The organism is Marinicauda pacifica, from assembly GCF_004793635.1.
Classification (GTDB): domain Bacteria; phylum Pseudomonadota; class Alphaproteobacteria; order Caulobacterales; family Maricaulaceae; genus Marinicauda; species Marinicauda pacifica.
In genome coordinates this window covers 352,972-376,896 of the sequence record NZ_SRXV01000003.1, presented here as the reverse complement: position 1 = coordinate 376,896, position 23,925 = coordinate 352,972, and the positions used below count along the sequence as shown (strand labels likewise).

25 protein-coding genes and 1 tRNA gene are annotated in these 23,925 nt (G+C 63.5%); 10 read left to right on the top strand and 16 right to left on the bottom strand.

From position 1 onward, the window contains the following. Positions 1 to 3: 3 nt before the first annotated feature. Positions 4 to 1,140 carry an aspartyl protease family protein gene (locus tag E5162_RS11720; protein WP_158291296.1) on the bottom strand — a complete coding sequence of 379 codons (1,137 nt, stop codon included), beginning with the start codon at positions 1,138 to 1,140 and terminating at the stop codon, positions 4 to 6. A gap of 266 nt (positions 1,141 to 1,406) precedes the next feature. Here E5162_RS11720 and E5162_RS11715 point away from each other — a divergent pair, with 266 nt between their 5' ends. From E5162_RS11715 to E5162_RS11685, 8 genes are all read left to right on the top strand, one after another. Next, positions 1,407 to 2,123, top strand: a complete 717-nt coding sequence (locus E5162_RS11715; protein WP_135945438.1) for a TerC family protein — start codon at positions 1,407 to 1,409, stop codon at positions 2,121 to 2,123. A gap of 218 nt (positions 2,124 to 2,341) precedes the next feature. Further along, positions 2,342 to 2,902 carry a F0F1 ATP synthase subunit delta gene (locus E5162_RS11710; RefSeq protein WP_135945437.1) on the top strand — a complete coding sequence of 187 codons (561 nt, stop codon included), beginning with the start codon at positions 2,342 to 2,344 and terminating at the stop codon, positions 2,900 to 2,902. Between the two features lie 4 nt (positions 2,903 to 2,906). After that, on the top strand, positions 2,907 to 4,439 hold the full coding sequence (gene atpA / locus E5162_RS11705) for a F0F1 ATP synthase subunit alpha (RefSeq protein WP_135945436.1): 1,533 nt from the start codon (positions 2,907 to 2,909) through the stop codon (positions 4,437 to 4,439). A 21-nt stretch (positions 4,440 to 4,460) separates the two neighbouring features. Next, a complete protein-coding gene (locus tag E5162_RS14770) occupies positions 4,461 to 4,604 on the top strand; it encodes a hypothetical protein (RefSeq protein ID WP_158291295.1) in 144 nt (47 codons plus the stop codon). A 22-nt stretch (positions 4,605 to 4,626) separates the two neighbouring features. Continuing rightward, positions 4,627 to 5,511, top strand: coding sequence for a F0F1 ATP synthase subunit gamma (locus E5162_RS11700; RefSeq protein WP_135945435.1), 885 nt, complete (start codon positions 4,627 to 4,629; stop codon positions 5,509 to 5,511). A gap of 66 nt (positions 5,512 to 5,577) precedes the next feature. Continuing rightward, on the top strand, positions 5,578 to 7,017 hold the full coding sequence (gene atpD / locus E5162_RS11695; RefSeq protein WP_135945434.1) for a F0F1 ATP synthase subunit beta: 1,440 nt from the start codon (positions 5,578 to 5,580) through the stop codon (positions 7,015 to 7,017). Next, on the top strand, positions 7,017 to 7,241 hold the full coding sequence (locus tag E5162_RS11690; protein ID WP_135945433.1) for a glutathione S-transferase: 225 nt from the start codon (positions 7,017 to 7,019) through the stop codon (positions 7,239 to 7,241). Before atpD ends, E5162_RS11690 begins: the two co-directional genes overlap by 1 nt. 4 nt (positions 7,242 to 7,245) lie before the next feature. Next, a complete protein-coding gene (locus E5162_RS11685) occupies positions 7,246 to 7,647 on the top strand; it encodes a F0F1 ATP synthase subunit epsilon (protein ID WP_135945432.1) in 402 nt (133 codons plus the stop codon). 744 nt (positions 7,648 to 8,391) lie between these two features. Here E5162_RS11685 and E5162_RS11680 read toward each other — a convergent pair. The 14 genes from E5162_RS11680 to E5162_RS11615 all read right to left on the bottom strand — a co-directional run bounded on the left by E5162_RS11680 (position 8,392) and on the right by E5162_RS11615 (position 20,458). Next, positions 8,392 to 8,886 (bottom strand): RNA pyrophosphohydrolase, encoded by a 495-nt coding sequence (locus tag E5162_RS11680; RefSeq protein WP_135945431.1) that lies wholly within the window; start codon positions 8,884 to 8,886, stop codon positions 8,392 to 8,394. Continuing rightward, complete coding sequence (locus E5162_RS11675; RefSeq protein WP_135945430.1) at positions 8,883 to 10,016, bottom strand: divergent polysaccharide deacetylase family protein; 1,134 nt, start codon at positions 10,014 to 10,016, stop codon at positions 8,883 to 8,885. The genes E5162_RS11680 and E5162_RS11675 overlap by 4 nt, the downstream gene beginning before the upstream one ends. A gap of 110 nt (positions 10,017 to 10,126) precedes the next feature. Continuing rightward, positions 10,127 to 11,428, bottom strand: coding sequence for a S41 family peptidase (locus E5162_RS11670; RefSeq protein WP_135945429.1), 1,302 nt, complete (start codon positions 11,426 to 11,428; stop codon positions 10,127 to 10,129). 41 nt (positions 11,429 to 11,469) lie between these two features. Beyond that, positions 11,470 to 12,732 (bottom strand): murein hydrolase activator EnvC family protein, encoded by a 1,263-nt coding sequence (locus tag E5162_RS11665; RefSeq protein ID WP_135945428.1) that lies wholly within the window; start codon positions 12,730 to 12,732, stop codon positions 11,470 to 11,472. 12 nt (positions 12,733 to 12,744) lie between these two features. Then, positions 12,745 to 13,215 (bottom strand): 23S rRNA (pseudouridine(1915)-N(3))-methyltransferase RlmH, encoded by a 471-nt coding sequence (locus E5162_RS11660; protein WP_135945427.1) that lies wholly within the window; start codon positions 13,213 to 13,215, stop codon positions 12,745 to 12,747. 6 nt (positions 13,216 to 13,221) lie between these two features. After that, positions 13,222 to 13,677 carry a ribosome silencing factor gene (gene rsfS, locus E5162_RS11655; protein WP_233342194.1) on the bottom strand — a complete coding sequence of 152 codons (456 nt, stop codon included), beginning with the start codon at positions 13,675 to 13,677 and terminating at the stop codon, positions 13,222 to 13,224. Continuing rightward, positions 13,674 to 14,672 (bottom strand): L-histidine N(alpha)-methyltransferase, encoded by a 999-nt coding sequence (gene egtD / locus E5162_RS11650; RefSeq protein ID WP_135945426.1) that lies wholly within the window; start codon positions 14,670 to 14,672, stop codon positions 13,674 to 13,676. Before egtD ends, rsfS begins: the two co-directional genes overlap by 4 nt. A 15-nt stretch (positions 14,673 to 14,687) precedes the next feature. Further along, entirely contained in the window at positions 14,688 to 15,308 is a 621-nt protein-coding gene (locus E5162_RS11645; protein ID WP_135945425.1) for a nicotinate-nucleotide adenylyltransferase, read from the bottom strand. Then, positions 15,305 to 16,546, bottom strand: coding sequence for a glutamate-5-semialdehyde dehydrogenase (locus E5162_RS11640; RefSeq protein WP_135945706.1), 1,242 nt, complete (start codon positions 16,544 to 16,546; stop codon positions 15,305 to 15,307). Before E5162_RS11640 ends, E5162_RS11645 begins: the two co-directional genes overlap by 4 nt. A 17-nt stretch (positions 16,547 to 16,563) precedes the next feature. Next, complete coding sequence (gene proB, locus E5162_RS11635) at positions 16,564 to 17,730, bottom strand: glutamate 5-kinase (protein WP_135945424.1); 1,167 nt, start codon at positions 17,728 to 17,730, stop codon at positions 16,564 to 16,566. After that, complete coding sequence (gene obgE / locus E5162_RS11630; RefSeq protein ID WP_135945423.1) at positions 17,727 to 18,767, bottom strand: GTPase ObgE; 1,041 nt, start codon at positions 18,765 to 18,767, stop codon at positions 17,727 to 17,729. The genes proB and obgE overlap by 4 nt, the downstream gene beginning before the upstream one ends. A gap of 36 nt (positions 18,768 to 18,803) precedes the next feature. Next, positions 18,804 to 19,343, bottom strand: a complete 540-nt coding sequence (locus E5162_RS11625; RefSeq protein WP_135945422.1) for a GNAT family N-acetyltransferase — start codon at positions 19,341 to 19,343, stop codon at positions 18,804 to 18,806. Positions 19,344 to 19,482: 139 nt separating this feature from the next. Further along, on the bottom strand, positions 19,483 to 19,752 hold the full coding sequence (rpmA, locus tag E5162_RS11620; RefSeq protein WP_135945421.1) for a 50S ribosomal protein L27: 270 nt from the start codon (positions 19,750 to 19,752) through the stop codon (positions 19,483 to 19,485). 37 nt (positions 19,753 to 19,789) lie between these two features. Continuing rightward, a complete protein-coding gene (locus E5162_RS11615; RefSeq protein WP_135945420.1) occupies positions 19,790 to 20,458 on the bottom strand; it encodes a 50S ribosomal protein L21 in 669 nt (222 codons plus the stop codon). A 326-nt stretch (positions 20,459 to 20,784) separates the two neighbouring features. Here E5162_RS11615 and E5162_RS11610 point away from each other — a divergent pair. Both E5162_RS11610 and E5162_RS11605 read left to right on the top strand, forming a co-directional pair. Next, positions 20,785 to 20,874, top strand: a tRNA-Ser gene (locus E5162_RS11610). 405 nt (positions 20,875 to 21,279) lie between these two features. Next, on the top strand, positions 21,280 to 22,281 hold the full coding sequence (locus E5162_RS11605) for a hypothetical protein (RefSeq protein ID WP_135945419.1): 1,002 nt from the start codon (positions 21,280 to 21,282) through the stop codon (positions 22,279 to 22,281). Positions 22,282 to 22,750: 469 nt separating this feature from the next. Here E5162_RS11605 and E5162_RS11600 read toward each other — a convergent pair whose 3' ends face one another. After that, on the bottom strand, positions 22,751 to 23,515 hold the full coding sequence (locus E5162_RS11600) for an SDR family NAD(P)-dependent oxidoreductase (protein ID WP_135945418.1): 765 nt from the start codon (positions 23,513 to 23,515) through the stop codon (positions 22,751 to 22,753). Positions 23,516 to 23,925: the final 410 nt, after the last annotated feature.

The following is a 23,925-nucleotide window of genomic DNA, read 5'->3' as shown; positions in this document are numbered from 1 at the left end:
CTGTCAACCTTCCACAGGCGGGATGGTGAGGGTCAGTCGCTCTCCATCGCGAAGGATCACGAACTCGCCGCCCTCGGCGCCGGAGAAGGACTGCGCCAGCCACAAGGCCTGGTCGCAGCGTTGCTCTGCGTCCGCGCCATCAAGCAGACGACCGTTGATCTCGATGACACGGTCGTGCAGCTGCAAGCCCGCCGCCTGCGCCGGGCTGGGTGTGAAAAGCTGCAATACGCGTCCGGCTCCCTCCTCATAGCCGACGGCGAAGCCTGCGTGCGCCCTGGGTGCTTCGGGGGCTTCGCGTGGCTCAAGCCGGAATTCACCGCCTGGATAGTCCAGCACCACGTGATACCGGTTCAGCATCCCGGCTCCGATCAGGCTGGGGGGTACGCTGCGGGTCGTCGCCGTGACCTCGCCGAGGCGCGTGCCTCCGATCTCGAAGCCCGTCAGGTCGAAGCGCGATAGCGCCTGCACCTCGCCGCGACCGCCGGCCGAGACTCCTTCGGAGCCTTGCCCCGTCATGCGGCTGCCGTCGACCATGAGTGCGCGCACCGGTCCGCTCTCGGCGACCGGGCGGAAGAGGGCGACCTCTTCAGCGCTTCCGGTATCGAACGGCGCGCGGTCGGTAACATCGCCCACCGCGTAATCTACGATCGGCATATGCGGATAGCCGAAATCGTGAAGCGGGGCGCTTACCGCCGTCTCACGCGTGCCGAGGGCCTCACCGTCCTCAGCCAGCGTAAGTTCGCCCTGCTCCACATCAATCCGCCAGGCGCTTCCCGGCAGGATTTCGGAGCCGATGACTCCGTCGCGCATGAAGCATGTGCCCATCTCCAGCGACCCGAAATCGAAGACCAGAACCGGCACGCCATGGAAGACTGTGTCGCCCAGCGCGAGCGTCTCAACCCGGGCCACGTCCATCGTCACGGCATTGCCATTCGCGTCGACACCGGTGTTTTGCCCGAGAACCTCCAGCTCAAGCGTGTCGGCAAAGCGGCGCGAAAGGATGGTGGGCGAGCCGGTGTCGAAGAGAAAGGTGCCGGACCTCCCGTCGACCGAGGCTTCGATAAAGAGTTTCTGCATGCGCCAGTCGAGCGGTATGCGCGTCGGCCCGCTTTCGCGCTCAATGTAGATTGGAGCGGACATTGCCGCCCGTAAATCCTCCGACTGGGCTGACGCGGCAGGCAGGCCTGACAAGAGAAAGACGAATACGAGACTCAGATTCGTGGCCATGGCGCATACCCGTGTTGGAAATGGTCTGCGCTCCAGGCTATCGCTAGGGAGCGCAATCTCTGAGTGAATAATCGTTAAATCTCCGGGAAAACTGCGCGTGCCCGACAACTCGATGGCCCTTGACCGAGTTAGGATAGGCAGACACCGTCCCCGCTCCTCAGATCGAAGTTCCTTTTTGCATGTTTGAACTCCTCTCCGATCCGGCCATCTGGGCCTCCTTCGTCACGCTGGCCTTTCTCGAGATCGTGCTGGGGATCGACAACATCATCTTCGTCGCAGTGATGGCTGACCGCCTACCGGAGAGTCAGCGCGCAATGGCTCGCCGGCTCGGCCTGCTGCTCGCGCTCGGCTTGCGCGTCGTGATGCTGATCGGCCTGGTGTGGATCGCCCAGCTGGAGCAGCTGGCCTTTACCCTGTTCGAGCTGGAGTTCAGCTGGCGCGATCTGGTGCTGCTGGCCGGGGGCGGCTTCCTGCTCGCCAAGGCCACAATAGAGATTCACCATGCGGTGGAGGGCGATGATGCCCAGGACACAGGGACCGTCGAGGCGGGCTTCACCATGACGGTGATGCAGATCGGGTTGATCGATATCGTTTTCTCGCTCGACAGCGTCATCACGGCAGTGGGCATGACTGACGTGATTGCGGTCATGATCGCAGCCGTGGTTCTCGCCATCGGGGTCATGATCCTGGCTGCGGAGACCGTGGCTGGCTTCATCAACCGTCACCCGACGACGAAGATGCTCGCGCTGTCCTTCCTCATTCTGGTCGGGGTGGCATTGATTGCCGACGGGCTCGGCTCTCACATTCCGCGCGGCTACCTCTATTTCGCGATCGCCTTCTCCCTGCTTGTGGAGACGCTCAACATTTTCGCGAAGAAGGCGCGCAAAAAGGCCTAGAACTCGGCGCGCAACGCAGAGATATGCACGCGGTATGGCTGGATATGGTTGCCGGGCAGGGACCCCTGTGCTAACTGAGCGCCGGACTGATCCGGGCACGGCGTGCAACGCCTGAATTTGGCTCAAAAAAGTTCAAAACATTCAGATGCTTGGTCGCGGTCCAATGCGACACCTTCAAAGCAAGCGTCAATCATGAGAAGCGAGCGGACCTGAAAACGGTGACCACCGGCGAGAACGCGATTACGGGCGAGGCGGGCAAGCGCTATGCGAAGGCCTTGTTCGAGCTGGCCCTCGAAGCCAAGTCGCTTGACGCGACCGAAGCGGACCTGACGACGCTCGGCGAGGCGTTTGCGCAGTCGTCCGAGCTGCGTCTTGTGGCCGCGAGCCCGCTCTACGGGCGCGATGACAAGGTGAACGCATTTTCGGCTCTGGCCGACAAGCTTGGTCTTGGCGATCTGACGAAGAATTTTGTGGCAGTCATGGCGCGCAATGCACGCGCCGGCGATCTGCCTGATGCGGTGCGGGCCTTCAAGCAGATGGCTGCCGAGCGCCGTGGTGCGACGACGGCTGATGTCGAAAGCGCTGACAAACTCACTGCCGCCCAGCTAAAAGAGCTGCAGGCGGCGTTGAAATCCGCCCTCGGTCGCGATGTCGAGGTGCGCGCGGAAGTGAACCCAGAACTGATTGGCGGGCTGGTCGTGAAGGTCGGCTCGCGCATGTTCGACTCCTCCCTTCGTACGAAGTTGGAGGGGATGCGAAACGCGATGAAAGAGGCTTGAGGCCATGGATATCCGGGCGGCGGAAATTTCCGCGATCCTCAAAGATCAAATCAAGAATTTCGGTGCCGAAGCGGAAGTCTCCGACGTCGGGACCGTTCTGTCGGTGGGTGACGGCATTGCCCGCATCCACGGCCTGGACGATGTGCGGGCCGGTGAACTCGTCGAGTTTCCGGGCGGCATCAAGGGCATGGCTCTGAACCTTGAGCGTGACAATGTCGGCGTCGTGATTTTCGGCGACGACCGCGGCATCAAGGAAGGCGACACCGTCAAGCGTCTGGGCTCCATCGTGGATGCCCCGGTCGGCAAGGGCCTGCTGGGCCGTGTCGTGAACGCGCTGGGCGAGTCGATCGACGGCAAGGGTCCGCTCAAGGACGTGGCGGAAAACCGCCGTGTCGACGTGAAGGCCCCGGGCATTCTGCCGCGTAAATCGGTGCACGAGCCGATGGCGACGGGCATCAAGGCGATCGACTCGATGATCCCCGTCGGCCGCGGCCAGCGCGAGCTGATCATTGGCGACCGCCAGACCGGCAAGTCGGCGATCTGTATCGACACGATCCTGAACCAGAAGCAGGTTCACGAAACCGGTGAAGAGAACGAGAAACTCTTCTGCATCTACGTCGCAATCGGTCAGAAGCGCTCGACCGTGGCCCAGGTCGTCAAGGCGCTGGAAGAAAACGGTGCGCTGGATTACACGATCGTCGTGGCCGCCACGGCGTCCGATCCGGCCCCGATGCAGTATCTCGCCCCTTTCACCGCATGTGCGATGGGCGAGTATTTCCGCGATAACGGCATGCACGCCCTGATCGTGTACGATGACCTGTCCAAGCAGGCTGTTGCGTATCGCCAGATGTCCCTGCTTCTGCGCCGCCCGCCGGGTCGCGAAGCCTATCCCGGCGACGTGTTCTACCTCCACTCCCGCCTGCTGGAGCGCGCTGCGAAGCTGAATGACGATCATGGTTCGGGTTCGCTGACGGCTCTGCCGATCATCGAGACCCAGGCCAATGACGTGTCGGCTTACATTCCGACCAACGTGATCTCGATCACCGACGGTCAGATCTTCCTGGAAACCGACCTGTTCTACCAGGGCATCCGCCCGGCCGTGAACGTCGGCCTCTCGGTCAGCCGCGTGGGGTCTGCGGCGCAGACCAAGGCGACCAAGGAAGCAGCCGGCAAGATCAAGGGTGAGTTGGCCCAGTATCGCGAGATGGCGGCCTTTGCCCAGTTCGGTTCCGATCTGGACGCGGCCACCCAGCGCCTGCTGGCTCGCGGCGAGCGCCTGACCGAGCTCCTCAAGCAGCCGCAATTCTCGCCGCTGTCTATGGAAGAGCAGGTCTGCGTGATGTACGCAGGCACGCGCGGCTTCCTGGACAAGCTGCCGGTCAAGGAGATCGGCCGCTACGAGGAAGAATTGCTGCGCCATCTTCATGCGGAAAAGGGCTCCCTGCTCGAGACCATCCGCAAGGAGAAGAAGCTCAGCGACGACACCCAGGCCGAACTGAAGGCGACGCTCGAAGCCTTCACCACTCACTTCGCGTAGACAAGACGGGAGACCGATCCCATGACCGGCGGCTTGAAGGGCTGGTTCGAAGACTTGAATGCCAAGGAGCGCTCCGCAGTGCTGACACTGGGAGCCTTCCTGTCCGCGGTACTTCTGTTCGCCGCCGGGATTCAGTTCGGACGCGCCCTCTCGGTCCTGGTCTAGGGATTGGCAGCAAGGAAAGCCCATGGCCTCCCTTAAGGAACTCAAAAACCGGATCACCTCGGTCAACTCGACCAAGAAGATCACCAAGGCCATGCAGATGGTCGCCGCAGCGAAGCTTCGCCGCGCGCAGGAGGCTGCCGAACTCGCGCGTCCCTACGCCGAGAAGATGAATGCGGTCGTTGCCAACCTGTCCAATTCGATGACCGGGCCGGATGCGCCGCGCATGCTGATCGGTACCGGCAAGTCGGAACGCTATCTGCTGGTCGTCGCCACCGCCGACCGCGGCCTGTGCGGCGGTTTCAACACGAATATCGTGCGGCGCGCGCGCGAGCGGATTTCCGAGCTCCTGCGCGAGGGCAAGTCGGTCGAGATCATCACGGTCGGCAAGAAGGGCTACGAGCAGCTCAAGCGCCTGTATGCGGACAAGATCGTGGAGCGGATCGAGCTGCGCGACGTCAAGAAGATCGACTCGGCCACAGCGGGTCGCATCGGAACGTCCATCCGCACGCGGTTCGAAGCCGGCGAATTCGACGTCTGCCAGATCATCAGCGCCGAGTTCGTCAACGTCATGACGCAGAAGCCGCAGACGCAGACGATCATTCCTGCGCGTGAAGCGATCGATGACAGCGTTCCGCGTCCCGACCTGAAGGGTGCGCTGTACGAGTATGAGCCGGACGAAGAAAGCATCCTCGAAGCCCTGCTGCCGCGCTATGTCGACACCGTCATCTTGAGCTCCCTGCTCGAGAACGCGGCCGGCGAGATGGGCGCGCGCATGGCCGCGATGGACAGCGCGACGCGCAATGCCGGCGAGCTGATCGACAAGCTGAATCTGGAATACAACCGCACCCGCCAGGCGAAGATCACGACCGAGCTGATCGAGATCATCGCGGGCGCCGAGGCGGTCTAGGACGAGTTACGAAGGTTTTTCCGGCGGACCCCGCCGGACAAGAGTTACGAGAGAGAGGCTAGGACGATGAGCAATCTCAAGGGCCGTATCGTGCAGGTGACCGGCGCCGTTGTGGACGTGGAGTTCGACGGAGGTCTTCCCGCGATCCTGAACGCGCTCGAGACCATGAACGGCGACCAGAAGCTGGTGCTGGAAGTGGCACAGCACCTCGGTCAGAACGCGGTCCGCACGATCGCGATGGATGCGACTGAAGGTCTGCAACGCGGCAGCGAAGTGATCGATAGCGGTACGCCGATCATGGTTCCGGTGGGTCCGGGCACGCTGGGCCGCATCATGAACGTGACCGGCCAGCCGATCGACGAGGCCGGCGCCATCAGCGCAAGCTCGACCGCGCCGATCCACCGCCCGGCTCCGGCCTTCGACGAACAGGCCACCGAGGCGGAGATCCTGCCGACCGGCATCAAGGTGGTCGACCTGCTCTGCCCCTACGCCAAGGGCGGCAAGATCGGCCTGTTCGGCGGCGCCGGCGTGGGCAAGACCGTGCTCATCCAGGAGCTGATCAACAATATCGCGAAGCTGTTCGGCGGCTATTCGGTGTTTGCCGGCGTCGGCGAGCGCACCCGGGAAGGTAACGACCTCTACTGGGAAATGATCGAATCCGGCGTGAACGTGAACCCGGCCGAAAATAACGGCTCGGCGGAAGGCTCGCGCTGCGCCCTGGTCTTCGGGCAGATGAACGAACCGCCGGGCGCGCGTGCTCGCGTCGCCCTGTCCGGCCTCGCCCAGGCGGAATATTTCCGCGACGAGGAAGGCAAGGACGTTCTGTTCTTCGTCGACAACATCTTCCGCTTCACGCAGGCCGGCGCCGAAGTGTCCGCGCTTCTCGGCCGCATCCCGTCCGCCGTGGGTTACCAGCCGACGCTGGCGACCGACATGGGCGCGCTGCAGGAACGCATCACTTCGACCAAGAAGGGTTCGATCACGTCCGTGCAGGCCGTGTACGTGCCGGCCGACGACCTGACCGACCCGGCCCCGGCCACCACCTTTGCCCACCTCGACGCGACGACGGTTCTGAACCGCTCCATCGCCGAAAAGGGCATCTATCCGGCCGTGGACCCGCTGGACTCCACCTCGCGCATTCTCGAGCCGCGCATCGTGGGCGAGGAGCACTACCGCACCGCGCGCCGCGTGCAGGAAATCCTTCAGCGCTACAAGGCGCTTCAGGACATCATCGCGATCCTGGGCATGGACGAGCTGTCCGAAGAGGACAAGATGGTCGTAGCCCGTGCCCGCAAGATCGAGCGCTTCCTGTCCCAGCCGTTCGACGTCGCCGAGGTGTTCACCGGTTCTCCGGGCATCCAGGTGCCGGTCGAAGACACGGTGAAGGGCTTCAAGGCGATCTGCGACGGCGAGTACGATCACCTTCCCGAACCGGCCTTCTACATGGTGGGTACTATCGAGGATGCGGTGAAGAAAGCCGAGCAACTCGCAGCGGACGCGGCGTAATGGCGGCGGGCGCTGGCGGATCTTCCGCGGCGCCCTCGCTCGCGGACTGCGTCAACGACGTGTGTCCGTGGTCCGGCGACAAGGTGAGCGCGGAGGCGCTCACCGTCTATCGCGGGACCGATGGAAAGACCCATGTCGTCGGGTTCTGCAATCCCGGCTGCAGGGACAAGTTCGAGGCGGCGGCGCGCTCATTCGACGCCGCGATCGCCGCTCAAAGGGACTAGAGCCATGGCTGACAAGCTTCAATTCGATCTGGTCGCGCCCGAGCAGCGCCTGTTCTCGGGTAAGGTCGAGATGGTGGTGGTGCCCGGCACCGAGGGCGATTTCGGCGTCCTGCCCGACCACGCGCCCTTCATGTCGACGATCCGTCCCGGTGCCATCTCGGTGCACGACGAGAATTCCGTGACGCGCACCTTCATCTATGGCGGCTTTGCCGAAGTCACTCCAGACGGGCTGACCATCCTGGCCGAGGAAGCCATCGCGCTGGCCGATGTCGACGCGACGCAGATCGAGAAGAAGCTCGGTGAAGCGCGCGAAGACCTCAAGGACTCCAGCGAGGAGGCCGAGCAGGCCGATGCGCAGGAACGCATCGACAAGTACGAATCCCTGCTGGCGGCGCTGGCGAACTAGCCGCCTCAGGCCCCTTGCTCAGATTCAAAACCCCGGCCTCGCGCCGGGGTTTTTCGTGCGTCACGCGTTTTTTGTTTGGAATGAACACAAAAAAGGTGCATCCAAAGCATGTATTGCTAGAAGGATAGCCGATGTTTGCTCCCCGGATTTTCGCCTTGGTCATCGCTCTTTATCTGACCGGTTGCAGCGCGACGACCGCCGGGGCCGCGCGGTCGGCCTATATATCGCCTGATCGTGGTGTGTCGGTTCAGGCCGTCATGCAAGGCTTGGTCGACGCGGTAAATTCATACTGTGCGCAATATGTTCTACTCGATCAGCCGATTGAGGCGACACAGCGGTCCCGGCGCTCCCTGTCGAGGCTCAGCCAGATTGAAAGCACGCCGCAGCGTCCCACACTGGTGGGAGGCCCTGGTCCTGTCTGGTCACTTAATGCGACCGGTGGAGCGGTTCAGATGGGCACGACAGAGAGCTCCTGTCAGGTGCAGGCCTATGGTCCGCCAGCCCGGCCGACGACCGAGGCGCTGACGCGCGTGCTTGCGATGTCGTGGGAGGGCGAGGTTTTCGCCGGAGAGCGGGACACCGAGCCTCGCGAGGCCCATCAGCGCGTTTTGATTTCCCACCACGAGAACCGTGCAGTCGTTACGATTCAGGCGAATGACCCTGGCGCAGCGGGGATGCTCTCCCGGTTCAGCACGATCTCGGTGTCAGTCGTGCGCAGTGAGGCAGCAGCCTTGGGGGCGGGCCTTAAGTCGGCACCTCAAACGCCCTGAACGTCTCCGCCACAGCGCGGTAAACGCCCCGTTTCCAGGGGATGACGCTGTCGACCGCCTCATCGAGGCCGGCCCAGCGGAAAGCGTCGAACTCCTGCGGTGGAACGGCGGTCAGGTCGAAATCGGCGTCGGTGCCCAGGAAGCGATAGCCGAACCAGAGCTGCTTCTGGCCGGCCCAGTTCTTCTTCTGCCGGGCCAGAACCTCAGGCGGGAAGTCGTAAGTCAGCCAATCCGGCGTCGAGCCAAGCAGCTCCACCTGTGCGGGCTGAATCCCCGTTTCTTCATACAGCTCACGCAGCGCTGCCGTCTCGCCGTCCTCGCCCTCGTCCATGCCCCCTTGGGGCCATTGCCAGACCCAGGGCGGCTCGGCGCCCTTGCGCCGGCCGAGCCAGCACAGCCCCTGCGTATTGAAGAGCACGACCCCGGCATTGGGCCGGTAGAGCTCGAGATCGACAGAGGGCGGCGTCACGATTCCGGATCGGCTTGCGCAGCCAGGCGCTGGCGCGCCACGAAGCTGGCCGGGGCCAGCTGGTATCCGCGCGCCGGCAGGCTGTTCGCCCACGCGGCAAGGTTCTCGATGGTCGACGGGTAGGGCGAGCCGAGACCCAGTGCGGTCCCGTTCTGAAGGCTCAGCGCCTCCAGTTCCAGCAGCCGGTTGTCGATCGCGCTCGCCTCCGGATTGGCATCGACCAGGCGGTCGACCAGGGCCAGCTGCGCTCCGCTCATCTCCTGCGCCGAAGCCAGCGCCGGGCGACGGCCGGATCCATCGTGAAACACGGTCAGTCCGCGTGTCTCAAGGACGGAAAAGACATGGCCCAGAGCCTCTGCATCGGCGCCGAGGCGCGCTCCGAGATAGTTGATGACGCCGGTATATCCGGCCGCTCGTGAGAGAAGCCAGTCCAGGCGCCGCGTATTCTCTGCCTCACTGGCGTCAGACAGCAAAGTATGCGGACCCGGGTCGTTGTTGGGATAGTCGAACGGCTCCATCGGCAGCTCGATCAGAACCTCGTGGCCGTCAGCACGGGCCCGGTCGACCCAGGCCTGAAGATCGCGCGCATAGGGCACGAAGGACAGCGTGACCTCACCCGGCAACGTCTCGATAGCCTCCAGCGTCAGAGCGCGGTTCAGGCCCAGCCCTCCGATGACGACCGCGATGGTCGGGGCGTCGAGATCGCCGTCGAACGCTTTGGCGTACGCTTGGTCCGGGCGTTGACCACTTGAGGCGATAATCGGCAGGGGCCCGCCGGGCCCCGGTTCGAACAGTCCGGCCAGCGGCGCCTCCGGGGTGACCGGCGCCGGTACCGGCGCGGCCTCCGGGGAGGGGTTCAGCGCGGCTTCGGCGTCCTCGACGCCCGGCAGCGCAACGTCCTCGTCCATGCCTTCTGAAAAAGCCGGTTCCTGCGGTTCGTCGGAGGGGATCTCTGCGCGCGCCAGTTCCACCGGGGCTTCTGGCAAGGGCGCGCGTGCGCCGATCGTCCGTGCCGGCTGCGTCCCCAGCAGCGCCAGCCCCCCGGCGAGCAGGGCGCAGACCAGCGCCGCACCGGCTCCGGCAAGGAGCGGCATACGCAAGGGAGAGGTGCGTTGAGGAAGCCTCGACATGTCGCGTGACCCGAACGGTAGCAGGAACTGGCGTTCAAAAGCAGCCGCGAGTGTGTCCCGGTCAGGGTAAAGAAACGTTAACGAAGCCGCCGGAACGGCTTCGTTTTCGCCTACTGCAACTGAGCCGACTGACGTTCCATCATCGAGATCAGGACCTCCTTGGCGCGATGGAGCTGGTAGTCCTCCTCCTCGGGCCAGTCTTCGGGCGGTTGCTCGATGTCCTCGAAGGCGATCTCCTCGCGCTCGGTGCCGTTTTCATTGATCAGCGCATTGCGCAGCGCGTCTTCGGTGAAGCGCAGCGGCGCATCGGGGTCCAGCTGCCGGGCGGACACAGGAATGTCCGGCTGGATGCCCGTGGCCTGGATGGACCGGCCCGCCGGCGTGTAGTAGCGAGCCGTGGTCAGACGCAGGGCTCCGTCACGCCCTCCGCGCAGCGGCACAATGGTCTGCATCGAGCCCTTGCCGAAGCTGGTCAGGCCCAGAACGGTCGCGCGCTCGCGGTCCTGCAGCGCGCCGGTCACGATTTCGGAGGCGCTGGCAGAGCCGTTATTGATGAGGACGACGATCGGCGCACCGTCGAGGATGTCGCCCGGCCGCGCATTGTAGCGCTGCGTGCTGCGCGGGTCTCGGCCGCGCGTGGACACGACCTCGCCGCCGTCCAGGAACAGGTCGGACAGGGTGACGGACTGGTCCAGAAGCCCACCGGGATTGGAGCGCATGTCCAGGATCAGGCCGGGCAGCGGACCGCCCATGGCATTCTCCATGTCTTCCAGCGCCTCCACGGCCCGCTCGGTCGTGTGCTCGTTGAAACCGGTCACGCGCAGATACGGGATCGTATCCTCTTCCTCGAGCCGGTAGCTGATGGGATTGATCTCGATGATCTCGCGCACCAGCGTCACATCGAAGGCGTCTTCGCCGTCGCGTCCGATCGTGATCGTGACGGGCTCGCCCTGCGGCCCGCGAATGCGTTCCACCGCCTCGGTCGGCGTCGCGCCGACCAGGGAATCGCCTTCGACCGCCAGGATCCGGTCACCCGTGACCAGTCCGGCCCGGTCGGCGGGCGTGTCGGCAAAGGGGGCGACGATGGTGATCAGATTGTCGCGCTGAGTGATTTCCATCCCCAACCCGCCATATTCGCCGGTCGTGGAGACCTGCATGTCTTCGAAATCGTCGGGGTTGAGATAGCTGGAATGCGGGTCGAGCGACGACAGCATGCCATTGATCGCGGACTCGATCAGTTCGGCCTTGTCCGGATCGACCACGTAATCGGACTCGATGCGGCTGAGCACGTCGCCGAACAGCTCGAGCTGGCGGAAGGTCTCTTCCCGGCGGTCTTCCCCTTCGGCGGAAACGGCAAGGGCCGCGGCACCGATGCCAAAGATGACGGCGGAGGCGAGAATGTGCAAACGCATGCGTCGTGTCCTGTGTCCTGCCGGGAAGACCGGTATCGGGTCTAACCCCTGCGAAATTCGGGCCGCAGCCAGTTTTCCGGATCCTCCGGCTGGTCTGTGCTGCGCAAGATACCAAAATAGACCCGCGGTGCGGGATTTTCACGGTCCGGTGTGGTTCCGATCGGCTCACCGGCAAGCACGGATTGTCCCTCTCTGGCATATAGGGCGGCCATGCCGCCAATTACCAGGGTGTACCCATCGGCGGTATTGATCAGCAGAACGCCTTCTAGCGCCTGGAAGTCTCCAGCGAAAACCACCACTCCGTCAAATGGCGCGACCACCTGAGCGCGAGGCCGGGTTTCGAACCAGATTCCGTCGCGGGCCTGTCCGTCGCGCCCCTCGGTACGAAAGCCTGTGACCAGCGGTCCGAAGGCGGGCGGGCGAAGCTGCCCGCGCGCGTCGCTGAACCGCATCCCCTCCACCTCGCCGCGCAGGGGACGCGCGGCGACCAGACTGCCAGCATCCATCGGTTCGGGGCGCAGGCGGGGCACCGGAATGCCCGTGTCGCTCCCGCCTGCAATCGGCGGGTCGGTTCGGCGAGGACTGAGGCGCGGTTCGGCCGCCGCGAAGCGCCTTATCTCCGAAAGCAGGTCTTCAAGTGTCTGTGCGCGCCCGGCGATCTCGGCAGCGCGGCGCGACAAATCCTCGGACTCGGCGCGCAGCCGCCGCTCCGCGTCGCGCCGTTCGGCGATCAGGGCCTCGACTTCCGCCCGCGTTTCGTCCAGCGCCTCGACCGCATCGTCCACCTGCGCACCTTGTGCAAGCAGGCGTTCGCGCAGGGTCTCCAGCTCGCGCAGACGGGTCCGCACCGCCTCGGCGCGCGCTTCCAGCTGCGGCGCGATATTGGCCAGTAATCCAGCGGCCCGCGCGGCCTCCGCGGCATCTTCGGGGTTCACGGCGAGGGCCGGGGGGGAGCCGGTTTCCATGCGCTGAAGGGCGCCCAGAACGCGAGAGAGGCTGGCGCGCTCCTGAACCAGCGCCGTTCTCAGCTCTGCCTCCTCCATTTCCAGCTCGGCCAGGCGGGCATCGGCCTCGCTTGCCGCGGCTTCGCGCACGCGCACCCGTTCGGCAGCGTCGATCAAGCGTTGCTGGAGCGTCGCGATCTCCTGGGCGATCGCATCGGCACGCGCCGCACGCTCGGCCGCGACCTCCTCGGCCTCGCGTGCCTCGCGTTGCAGGGCCTCGACCTCGGCCGGGTCGGGCAAGGCGGGCGACGTTCCGGCATCCTGGAGTATCAGGGCAAAGAATAGGGCGGCCAAGGTCACGCCGGTCAGGTCCTAGTCGCGATGGTAGGGCGTCCCGGCGAGAAGCGAGAAAGCCCGGAAAATCTGTTCGGCTACCATGACCCTGACCAGCTTGTGAGGCCAGACCATGGCACCAAACGACATCAGCTTTACGCCAGCCGGAAGCGTCTGCCGGTCCATCCCGTCCGCACCGCCGATCAGAAACACTCCATCGCGCACGCCATCGTCTCTGGCACGCTCGAGCTGGCTCGCAAACTGACGGGAGGTGAAGCCCTGTCCACGCTCGTCGAGCGCGATGACCAGGCAGCCGGGCGGTAAAGCGTCGACAAGAGCCGCGGTTTCCGCGGCCTTGCCGGAGAGCGCCCGGTTGTCGATTTCGCGCTCTTCCACGCTGCCGAAGCCGATCGGGCGGCCCACGCTATTGGCGCGGGCGATATAGTCATTGACGAGCGTGCGTTCAGGTCCCGCCTTGATGCGGGATATGGCTCGGATTTCCAGGCGCAAGAGGGTCTAGCTGAGGCTGTCGGGCGAGACCGACCACATCTTCTCAAGGTCGTAGAAGTCACGCACTTCCGGACGGAAGAGATGCACCACGACGTCGCCGGCATCGATCAGGACCCAGTCGCAGGTCTTCAGACCCTCGACCTTGGCCGAGCCGTGGCCTTCTTCCTTGAGCTTGCGGATGACATGATCGGCAATTGCACCCACGTGACGGTTCGACCGTCCGCTGGCGATGATCATGGTGTCGGTGACGGAGGATTTGCCGCTCAGGTCGATGGCCACGATATCTTCGGCCTTGTCGTCCTCGAGGGCGGCGACGATCAGCTCTTCAAGAGCCTCCGTGCTGGCATGGCCAGGTTGGGAGGATTCGACCGGGCTTTGACCGGGCGTGTCGGCCTTGCGGCCTTCGGTGTTGATGGACAGCGTGCGCTCCCTTGGGCAATTCAACAAAGGTGACTGTATCACGCTTTGCGCGATCGTTCGAGCCAGTGGATGGAAAAGGGCATGTCCTCGTGCACCCAGGCTTTCGCAGGCGCGAATCCGGCTTTTGCCGCCAGGTCCTGGAAGCCGGCAACCGTGAACTTGTGCGAGTTCTCGGTGTGAATGGTCTCGGTCTCGCGAATATTGAATCGCGACCCCGATACGCTGAACTCCATGTCCCGCCGGGCTTGAAGATACATTTCCACACGTGAGCGGAACGGGTTCCAGAAGGCGCGGTACTCGAACCCCTCCGGCTCCAGACTGCCCTCCAGCTCGCGATTGATGCGCGCCAGGAGATTATAGTTGAAGTCCGCCGTCGCCCCGCCCGCATCGTCGTAGGCGGCCTCCAGAACCGGCCCGGGTTTGCGAAGATCGACGCCGATGATCAGGATATCGCCGTCCCGCAGCCAGCTGCGCAGCGTCCTGAGCAGCTCCAGCGCGTCGGCGAGTTCGAAGTTTCCGATGGTCGAGCCGGGAAAGAAGACCAGCCGGCGGCCGGGCGGGACCGGCAGCGCGTCCAGGTCGATGTCCCGGGTAAAGTCGTGGCACACCGCCCCGATGGTCAGGTCTTCGTGATCGACGGCGACGGCCTCGCAGGCCGCGCGCACATGCTCGCCGGAAATGTCCATTCCGACATAGCCGGCCGGGCGGTCGAGCGCGTCTATCAGTTTGCGGATCTTCACGCTTGACCCGGCGCCCGGCTCCAGAATGACGGCGCCCGGGCCGGCCCGCTCGCTCAATTGCGGACCGATCCGGTCGAGCAGCTCCAGCTCGGTGCGCGTGACGTAATACTCGGGTGCCTCGGTGATGCGGTCGAAGATCGCGGAGCCGGTCTGATCGTAGAAGTATTTTGGCGGAATCGCCTTTTGCGGACGCGATAACCCTTCCAGGACATCCGAGCGGAAATCGGAGGCTGAGGGTTTCAGGTCGGCGAAGAAGGCGAGCGCGCCGCCCTCACCGGAAGGAGAAGTCTCGCTCATCGGGGCGGCTCGATCTCAGTTGCGGGTCGTCGCGCGCCTTGAAGAGACGCGAAGCGTGCTGGATGCGACGTCATATAAGGGAGCTGTCAGGTATGTCCAGCGGGGGGCTGACGAACTGGGGAGCGCATGGGCCTGGTGCTGGGAAAGCCTGTAGCGCGACAAGGCGACGGCCGCGCGCGACAGGCGCGCACGAAGCGCGTCAGGGGGGCGCGAGACCACGGCAATTGGCATCTTGTGCGCAATCGTCTGCCAGTCCTGCCAGCGGTGAAAGCTCCGCAGCGCATCGGCGCCCATGATCCAGACGAAGTTCACTCCGGGGTGGCGGCGCGTCAGATAGGTCGCCAGCTGGGCAGTCCGGTTGATTCCCAGCCGCGCCTCGATGTCGCTGACGACCATCCGCGGTGCGTTCGCCGCGGACCGGACCGCTTGCAAGCGGTCGCGGAAGTCGCCGGGTGCATGCGCCTTGTGCGGGTTCTGAGGTGAGACGATCCACCAGATCCGGTCGAGCCCGAGCCGGGTCAGGGCGGTGTCTGCGACATGAAGGTGGCCCTCATGGACGGGGTCAAACGACCCGCCGTAAAGGCCGACCTTCATGCCGGGCTTGAGAAGCTCGGAGCGCAGCGCGCCGAAACTCATCCGCGGATCTGACCTTGTCCGTACACGATGTACTTCATGGTGGTCAGCTGGGCTGCGCCCACCGGACCGCGCGCATGGAGACGTCCGGTGGCGATGCCGATCTCGCCGCCATAGCCGAATTCACCGCCATCGGAGAAGGCCGAGGAGGCATTGTGCATGATGACTGCCGCGTCGATCGCGGACGTCATCCGGTCAGCCGTCGCCTGGTCCTCGGTGACCACGACTTCGGTATGCCCGGAGCTGTGCTTGGCAATGTGCTTCAGCGCCGCCTCGGGGCCGTCGACCACGCGGATCGACAGGATCGCATCAAGATACTCGGTGTCCCAGTCTTCCTCGCTGGCCGGATTCATGCCGGGCACGATCTTGCGGGACGCTTCGTCTCCGCGCAGCTCGCAGCCCTTCTCCTTCAGCGCCTCGGCGATGCCGGGCAGCAGATCGCTGGCGCAGGCCTTGTCGATCAGCAGCGTCTCGGCCGCGTTGCATACGCCCGTGCGCCGCATCTTGGAGTCCAGAACGATATCCTTGGCCTTCTTCGGATCGGCCTTGGCGTCGACATAGACGTGGCAGACACCGTCCAGGTGGCTGAGGACCGGCACGTTCGCATGCTCGCGCACGTGGGAGATGAGCGGCTTGCCGCCGCGCGGAATGACCAGATCGGCCCCGCCTTCGTCCAGCGACAGGAGGGCGGTCACCCATTCACGGTTTGCGTCCGGCGGCGTCTGCACCGTGCCTTCGGGAAGGCCGGCCTCGACGAGCCCCGCCTTGACCGCCTTGATGATTTCGGTGGTGGTCCCGGAGGCTTCGCTGCCGCCGCGCAGGATCACGCCATTGCCGGCCCGCACGCACAGGGCGGCGGCGTCGGCAGCCACGTTCGGCCGGCTTTCGAAGATCACGCCGATGACGCCGAGGGGAATGGCGACCTCGGCGATCTCGATCCCGTTCGGACGGCTCCAGCGGCGTTTCTCAACGCCGACCGGATCGTCCTGCTCGGCAATCGCGGCCACGCCGTCAGCCACGCCGTTCAAACGGTCCTGGTCGAGTGTGAGGCGGTCAAGGAACGCCTTGTCGGCGCCCTTGGACCGGGCGGTTTCGACTTCCTTGGCGTTGGCTGCCAGAATGGCACCGGATGCACCCCGGATCGCCTCAGCCATGGCCTTCAGCGCGCGGGTGCGCCCGTCGGCGCCGGCAGCCTGGAGCGCGGCGGCTCCGGCGCGGGCCTCGGCGCACATCGCCGCCATTTCGGACATGAAATCGGTCAAGAGGAAGCTCCTTCAGATTGCTTGATTTTCGGCTCGTCCAGAACAAGGTCGGCCGCATGGACCAGCGCATAGCCGCGCTTGTAGCCCAGCGTCGCCTCGATTTCGTCGGATTGGATGCCGACCAGAGCCCGGCACTCGTCGCTGTCATAGCCGGGCAGGGCGGTCGCGAACTCGGTGCCGTCATGGCCCACGAGCCGGATCGCGTGCCCGCGTCCGAACCGGCCTTCGACATCGGTCAGTCCCGCGGCCAGCAACGAATGGCCCTGCTTGACGGCATCGGTCGCCCCCTCGTCGAGGAAGAGCTTGCCTTCATGGGCCAGCGAATTGGCGATCCAGACGCGTTTCGCGCTTTCCGGAGAGACCTCGGCCTGGAACCAGGTCGCCCGCCCGCCATTGAGCAGGTCGGTGATGGGCTGCTCGCAGTCGCCGCGTGCGATGACCGTCGAGCAGCCGGCCGCCATGGCCATTTCGGCTGCGGCGATCTTGGTGGCCATGCCGCCCGTGCCCGCCGTTTCGGCGCGCGTCGGCCCGGCCAGGTCGGAAATCTCCGCGGTCACTTCTTCGACGTAGGGAATATGCTCCGCATCCGGATTCGACGTCGGGTCCGCATCGTAGAGCCCGTCGACATCGGACAGGATGACCAGCAGATCGGCCGAGACGAGCTGTGCGACGCGGGCCGCAAGCCGGTCATTATCGCCATAGCGCAGCTTCTCGGTCGCGACGGTGTCGTTCTCGTTAACGACGGGCACCGCGCCAAGCGACAGGAGCGTCTCGAGCGTGTTGCGCGAGTTCAGCCAGCGCCGGCGGCTTTCCGTGTCGGAGGGCGAGAGCAGGGCTTGCGCGGCGTGGAAGCCGTGCTTGGAAAACTCCTGGTCCCACGCCTGGATGATGACCGGTTGCCCGGCCGCGGCGGCGGCCTGCTTCTCGTCGAGGCGCAGCTTCTGACCGGCGGGAAGATTCAGGCGCGGGCGGCCCAGCGCGACGGCGCCGGAGGAGACGAGCACGACCTCGACGCCGCGCTTGCGCAGTTCCGCGATTTCGCACCCCAGAGCATAGAAGCGGCCCACATGGGCCTGTCCGGTGCGCCAATCGATGAGTTGTGCGGAGCCAATCTTGATAACGATGCGGCGCGCGTCCCTCAGGATCGAGGCGTGATCGGTCATGGAGTCCAGCTGTCCTTGTCGGCTTCGGTTTCAGTATTCGAACGGCGGTTGGCTTCGACCGCCCTCCAGATTTCACCCAGGAGGGGCCGCACATTCTGTCCGGTCACGCCGGATACTGTATGTATAGGCGTTCCAATCTCAGATTCGAGGGTCTCGACGTGCGCTTTCAGCGTTTCTTCATCGACCGCATCGATCTTGTTGAGGACCACGATCTCCGGTTTTTCGCTCAGACCCGCGCCGTAGGCGTCGAGTTCGACGCGCACCGTACGGTAGGCGTCGAGCGGACTTTCCTCTGTCGCGTCAAGGAGATGGACAAGAGTCGCGCAGCGCTCGATATGGCCAAGGAAGCGATCGCCGATCCCGGCGCCTTCATGGGCCCCTTCAATGAGCCCCGGGATGTCGGCCAGCACGTAGCGTGAGCCCGCGCCCAGATCGACGACACCCAGATTGGGATGAAGCGTGGTGAACGGATAGGCGGCGATCTTGGGATTGGCCCGGCTGGCCGCGGCCAGGAAGGTCGACTTGCCCGCATTGGGCAGGCCCACCAGGCCGGCATCGGCAATCACCTTCAGACGCAGCCAGATCCAGCGTTCCTCGCCATCCTCGCCTGGCTGCGCGATGCGCGGCGCCTGGTGGGTGGAAGACTTGAAGAAGGCATTGCCCTTGCCGCCCCGGCCGCCGCGCGCCAGCAGGACGCGCTGACCGATCTCGGTGAGATCGGCGAGCACATGCTCGTTGTCCTCGTCCAAGATCTGAGTCCCGACCGGCAGCTTGAGCACCACGTCCTCGCCGGCCGCGCCACTGCGGTCCCGGCCCGCGCCGCCTTCGCCGCGCGGTGCCTTGTAGTGTTGCTGATAGCGGTAGTCGATCAGGGTGTTGAGCCCCTCGACCGCTTCGGCCCAGACATCGCCGCCCTTGCCGCCATCGCCACCATTGGGCCCGCCGTATTCGACGAAGGCCTCGCGCCGGAAGGAGACGGAGCCCGCTCCGCCATGGCCCGATTGCACGAAGACTTTTGCCTGATCGAGAAACTTCATTGAAAGCGTCCAATAGACCTCAGGGCGTCCCGGAGGTCAGAGAGTTAATACCAATCGCCGGTTCCAGGCCTTGCCCAGCCGGCCCATCGACCAGGCCAGATTGCGTTCGCCCGTCGGCGTGAAACCAAGTTTTTCCAGCACCCGGCCGGAGGCCGGATTGTCTTCGAGATAGTTCGCGACCAGCCGGGACACGCCCATCGTCCGGGCCTCCTCCAGCATCAATTGCGCGGCCCGCGTGGCGTGACCCTGGCGCCAATGGCTGCGGGCGAGCCAGTATCCCAGTTCCCAGGCGCCATCGGATCTCGGGTGAAGTCCGATTATGCCCGCCGGAGCCGCATCGCCGTCGAGTATCACCTTCAGGCGGTCGCCGCGGACCCGGGCTCTCGCTCGCATGCACAGGATATAGCCCTCGGCCGACAGCGCATGAAAAGGGGTCGGGATCGAGCCGCACATGCGCGCGACATCACAATGTCCGGCCTCTTTCGACAGAAATGCCGCGTCCTCCAGACGCACCTCACGTAAGTGCGTGCTCGGCCCTGTCAACGCCTGCGGCGTCAGAATCGTTTCGTCCGCCATTGTTTTCCCCGTGGCGGCGGGGGAGATCCGCGCTTAAGCAAAAGGGGAGACGGGCGACCCGTCTCCCCTTCGAAATCTGCTAACGGCTGATTTCCGGATCGCCCCCGTTTTGAAGCGGGCGATCGGTCATCCGTCGCCCTTATTCGGCCGCTTCGGCAAGCGACGCGACCGACACATATGTGCGGTTGTTCTTCTTCTTGGCGAAGGTCACGCGGCCTTCGCTCAGAGCGAAAAGCGTGTGGTCCTTGCCAATGCCGACATTGTCGCCGGGATAATACTTGGTCCCGCGCTGGCGCACGATGATGTTGCCCGGAATGACTTCCTGGCCGCCGAATTTCTTGACGCCGAGGCGCCGGCCTTCACTGTCGCGGCCGTTACGCGACGAACCGCCTGCCTTTTTGTGAGCCATGAGATGGCCTCCTTAAGTTTGCGTACGTGCCTGCAGCTTATTTGCCGGCGCGCTGTTTCGCCTCGTTGATCCAATCGCCCTTCTCGGCTTTCGCCTTCAGGCCGGGAATTTCGCCGTCCAGCTTGTCGAGGTCGGCTTCGGTCCAGTCCGCAACCTGCGCGTAGGACGTGATGCCGGCTTCGATCAGCTTGGTTTCCAGCGCCGGACCCACACCGGTCAGCGCCTTCAGGTCGTCGCCGGCGGCCGCCTTCTTGGAGTCGGCGGGAACCGGAGCGGATTTCTCGGCGGTCTTGGCCGATGCGCTCGGCTTGGCGGACTTTTCAGCCTTGGCCGGCTTGTCATCGGTCTTGGCCGTTTTGGGCTTCGCGCTCGCCTTGGTCTTGGGGGTGTCGCCCGGCGCCACGATCTCGGAGATCGAGACCACGGCATGCCACTGGCGGTGACCCTTGGTGCGGCGGTAATTCTGGCGGCGGCGCTTCTTGAAGATGATGATCTTCTTGCCGCGCTTGAGCTCTACCAGCTCGCCCATGACCTGGGCGCCCTCGACGAGCGGGCTGCCCACCGTGACGCCCTTGTCGCCGGCCAGCATCAGAACTTCGCCGAAGGACACGATGTCGCCAGCTTCGCCGTCGAGCTTCTCAATGACCAGCTGATCGCCTTCCGCGACCTTGTATTGTTTGCCGCCGGTTTTGATGACCGCGTACATGATTTCTACCTTTCTGAACGATCCCGTCGGAGGCAGAATAGGCTGCGCCCGCGAGGTCCTTTTTCTTCGCCGCTTGTTGATCAAGGCCGGCGTTGTCAAACACGACGCGGCCCGTACCTGTCCGGCACGGGCGCGTGAGAGCGGGCATATAGACTCATCGGCCCGGCCGCGTCAATCGCTCATGACCTGTCCTGACAGGCGCGGGCGGTAGCGCCGGACACGGGTGCGGGTGACGTCACTGACAATTGTCTGACTCGTGCTGACCTGTTTGCGGCGCTTCACTCTTGATTTTAACGCGAGCCTCAGCCAAAACGCCCGCTCCCCGCGGAGAGGTGCCGGAGTGGTCGAACGGGGCGGTCTCGAAAACCGTTGAGCGCGCAAGCGTTCCGAGGGTTCGAATCCCTCCCTCTCCGCCATTGCTTTTTATTTTAACAATAAAAAACAATAAACTAACGCCACCAGAGGGGCGTGCGCCCTAATACTTGCCCTAATTTCTGCCATCCTTAGGGTGCATGATTATGGTCGGCTTGATTGATCCGGGGACATGATTGTGGTCGGCTTGATTGATCCGGGGAACGGATTAGGCCTCACGGCTTGTTAATGCTACGGCGGCAGGCTAAGAAAAGTAGGCAAAAGGGAGACTGCGATGACGGCCCTTACGAAACTGCACCAAGGTACTTCCTTTAAGCGCGGTCGGCGCTCGACGGGCTCCGTGGTTAAACAGGTGAAATCTTACAAGGTAATCACCCGGACCATGAAGGATGGTGCAGTCCGCTTTGTGGTGAAGCAGGCCCGTAAAAAAGAAACCGCTAAGTAGAAAAATGGAAATAACCGCGTCGTTATTTGCATTTATTTTGTTGATAGTGCCTGGAATTGCTGCAGTTCAAGTATTTTTTACGGCCCAACGTCTATCTGTCGTATACTCAGATACGGCATTCGAAAAGACCATTGCCGCAGTTCTCGTGGCGCCGGTGTTTCATGGCGCCTCTTTGGGCCTGCTCGTCGCCATCCAAAATATTTTCTGGTGGAATTTGCCAAATGACTATGTTTTCCGTCTTGTAACCGGAGCCTACGCAAACGTATCTGGATTCTTTTTCGTGGATGGCCGCGGTTTCGGAATGTCCGATGCTGCGTGGTTTCTTTCATATTTTGTATTTTCCATCGCAACCGCTTCCCTCCTGTCATTTATCGTTACAAAGCTATCAATCCATCAAGGGGGCGCACCGGGTTTCCGCCAAGGAATCTACAAAATAGTAAACCATTTCCTCAAAACGGGTGTGGTGGCCTCTGTAATTACAGAACTGTCTTCAAACGGCGAATATCTGCTTCTATACAAAGGCACTGTCGACAAGGTGGCTTTCACCAAGAACGGGGATATTCGGTTTATTTATCTTGCCGAGCCCAGCCGCTCGAAACTGAAATTAGGGCATTCTACTCCGAACGCCGGTGCCGGTGATAGAAAAGCGGAGACTTCAAGAGAATTTTTCGACGAGCATCTGATTGGCGAGTCGATGCAAATTAAGGTAGAGGATTTGGCCTCTCAAGGTGACGTCTCATTTCCCGAAGATCTAGATGTGTTCGTCCAAGGATTGAATGAGGGACTGTTCACCGGACGGCTCTTAATTGATGGGGCACATGTGAAGAATATATACTTTCATCGCGGTTTGACCCCAAGTCAGCCGCTAAAGGAAAAAATTGTAAGAGCGCTGCCCTTCCTGTTTCCAGATTCGCGCTTACGGCTAGGTGCTAGCACTTATACCTATTCAGAAGTATCGGAAGGCCCATCCGATTCGCGTTCCTCGGCTCCGGTTCTGAGACATTAGGGGCACCCCTCCCGGAAAGCTCTTTTCAGTCCGTTTATGGGGGGTCACGTCTAGGGGAACGAATTCGCTTGGTTAGCGCGCTGCCTAGCTCCATATTCATCCTCAGGAAGCTCCGCTCATCCGGGGCCAAGTTATTTTCTGATTGGTGGATCGGAAAAATTCATCCCAGCGCCGATACCCGATCGGGGGCGCGCCAGATAATGGGATTGCCCTCCCGCCTACGCCTTCTCCCAGAAACGGGGACACACACGTGTATTCCACGCCGCGCGGGAGGTACCCGAAAGGTGCCGGAGTGGTCGAACCCTCCCTCTCCGCCATGGTCTTTGGACCGGGCAGGTCTCCCTCGGGGCTTCGATTTCCTGAACAGTGCGGTCTTTGCTCCAGACCTGGTCCGGAAAATGCCCGTTCAGTTCGATACGCGCCGGTCTCTGCCGCTCGCGCGGGAGGATGCGCTGCGTGTTGCGGAATTCTACAGAATCTGGCCGTCGTCGATCGAGAAAGCCGAGCCCGTGATCTGCCGCGCCGGATCTCCGGCCAGCATCATCAACACGGCGTCCAGCGCGTCAGCATCGATCAGCCGGCGCCGGGGCAGACGGCTGATCTGCTTCTGGCCGCCTTCGGTCTTGAACCAGGCCGAATTAATCTCGGTTTCGATATAGCCCGGGCAGATCGCGTTGACCGCGATGAGGTCGCGCGCCCATTCGCGCGCGAGACTCTTGGTGAGCGAGACGACGGCGGCCTTGAACGCGCAGTAGACCGACAGGGCGGGAAGCTGGGTGAATGCGGCAATCGAGGCGATATTGATGATGCGCGCTTGGCCGGCCTTGGCCGATCCGTTCGCAAGCATCAGGCGGGCGGCCTCTCGCGCACCGAAGAAGACGCCGCGCACATTGACCGCGAAGGTCTGATCGAACTGCTCGCTCGTCATGTCCAGCGCCATGCCGTCGCCGCTGACGCCTGCATTGTTGATCATGATGGAGAGCGGACCGAGCCGGGCTTCAGCCTTCTCAAGTGCCGGCCGGATGGAGTCCGTGTCCGCGACATCCAGCGGGCAGGCCATGGCCCGGCCCCCGCGCGATTCAATGTCCTCGACCAGCTTGTCCAGCCGGTCGGTTCGCCGGGCCAGCAGAGCGACCGAGACCCCCGCTTCGCTGAGCTTCAGCGCAAAGCGGTGGCCCAGCCCGCTCGATGCGCCGGTGATCGCGGCCACGCGTCCGTTCAAACTGGCATCCATGTCGTTCAACTTCCCCGTTTTTTATCTATAGCCGGGCCGAGCCCGTATCATTGCGGCAATATATTCTGAATCGTATGGATACCGGCCTGCCGGCGTCAATCGTGGCTGGGCGGGTTTTCCCCGATGATCGGGCGGTGTTGAAAGTTCCGGCGCCGCTTGACCGCGCTCTTCCCGAGCTTGGGGCTCCGGCCACCGCGCCGCTCATATAATCCCCGCTGGCCTCTCGCGCCCTCACACTGCGCGGGCTCTTTCTCAATTGTTCGGATCCTGGCGCATCCCTCGGCAGAATGAGAGGCGTGGTAGTAGTAGGAGTCGCTCTTTCGGCGTTCTCGATTCTCACGGCCCGTCCCGAAATCCGCGAGGCACGGACCGCAGCCTTCGCCAGAAGATGACTATGCCAAAAGAAAAGG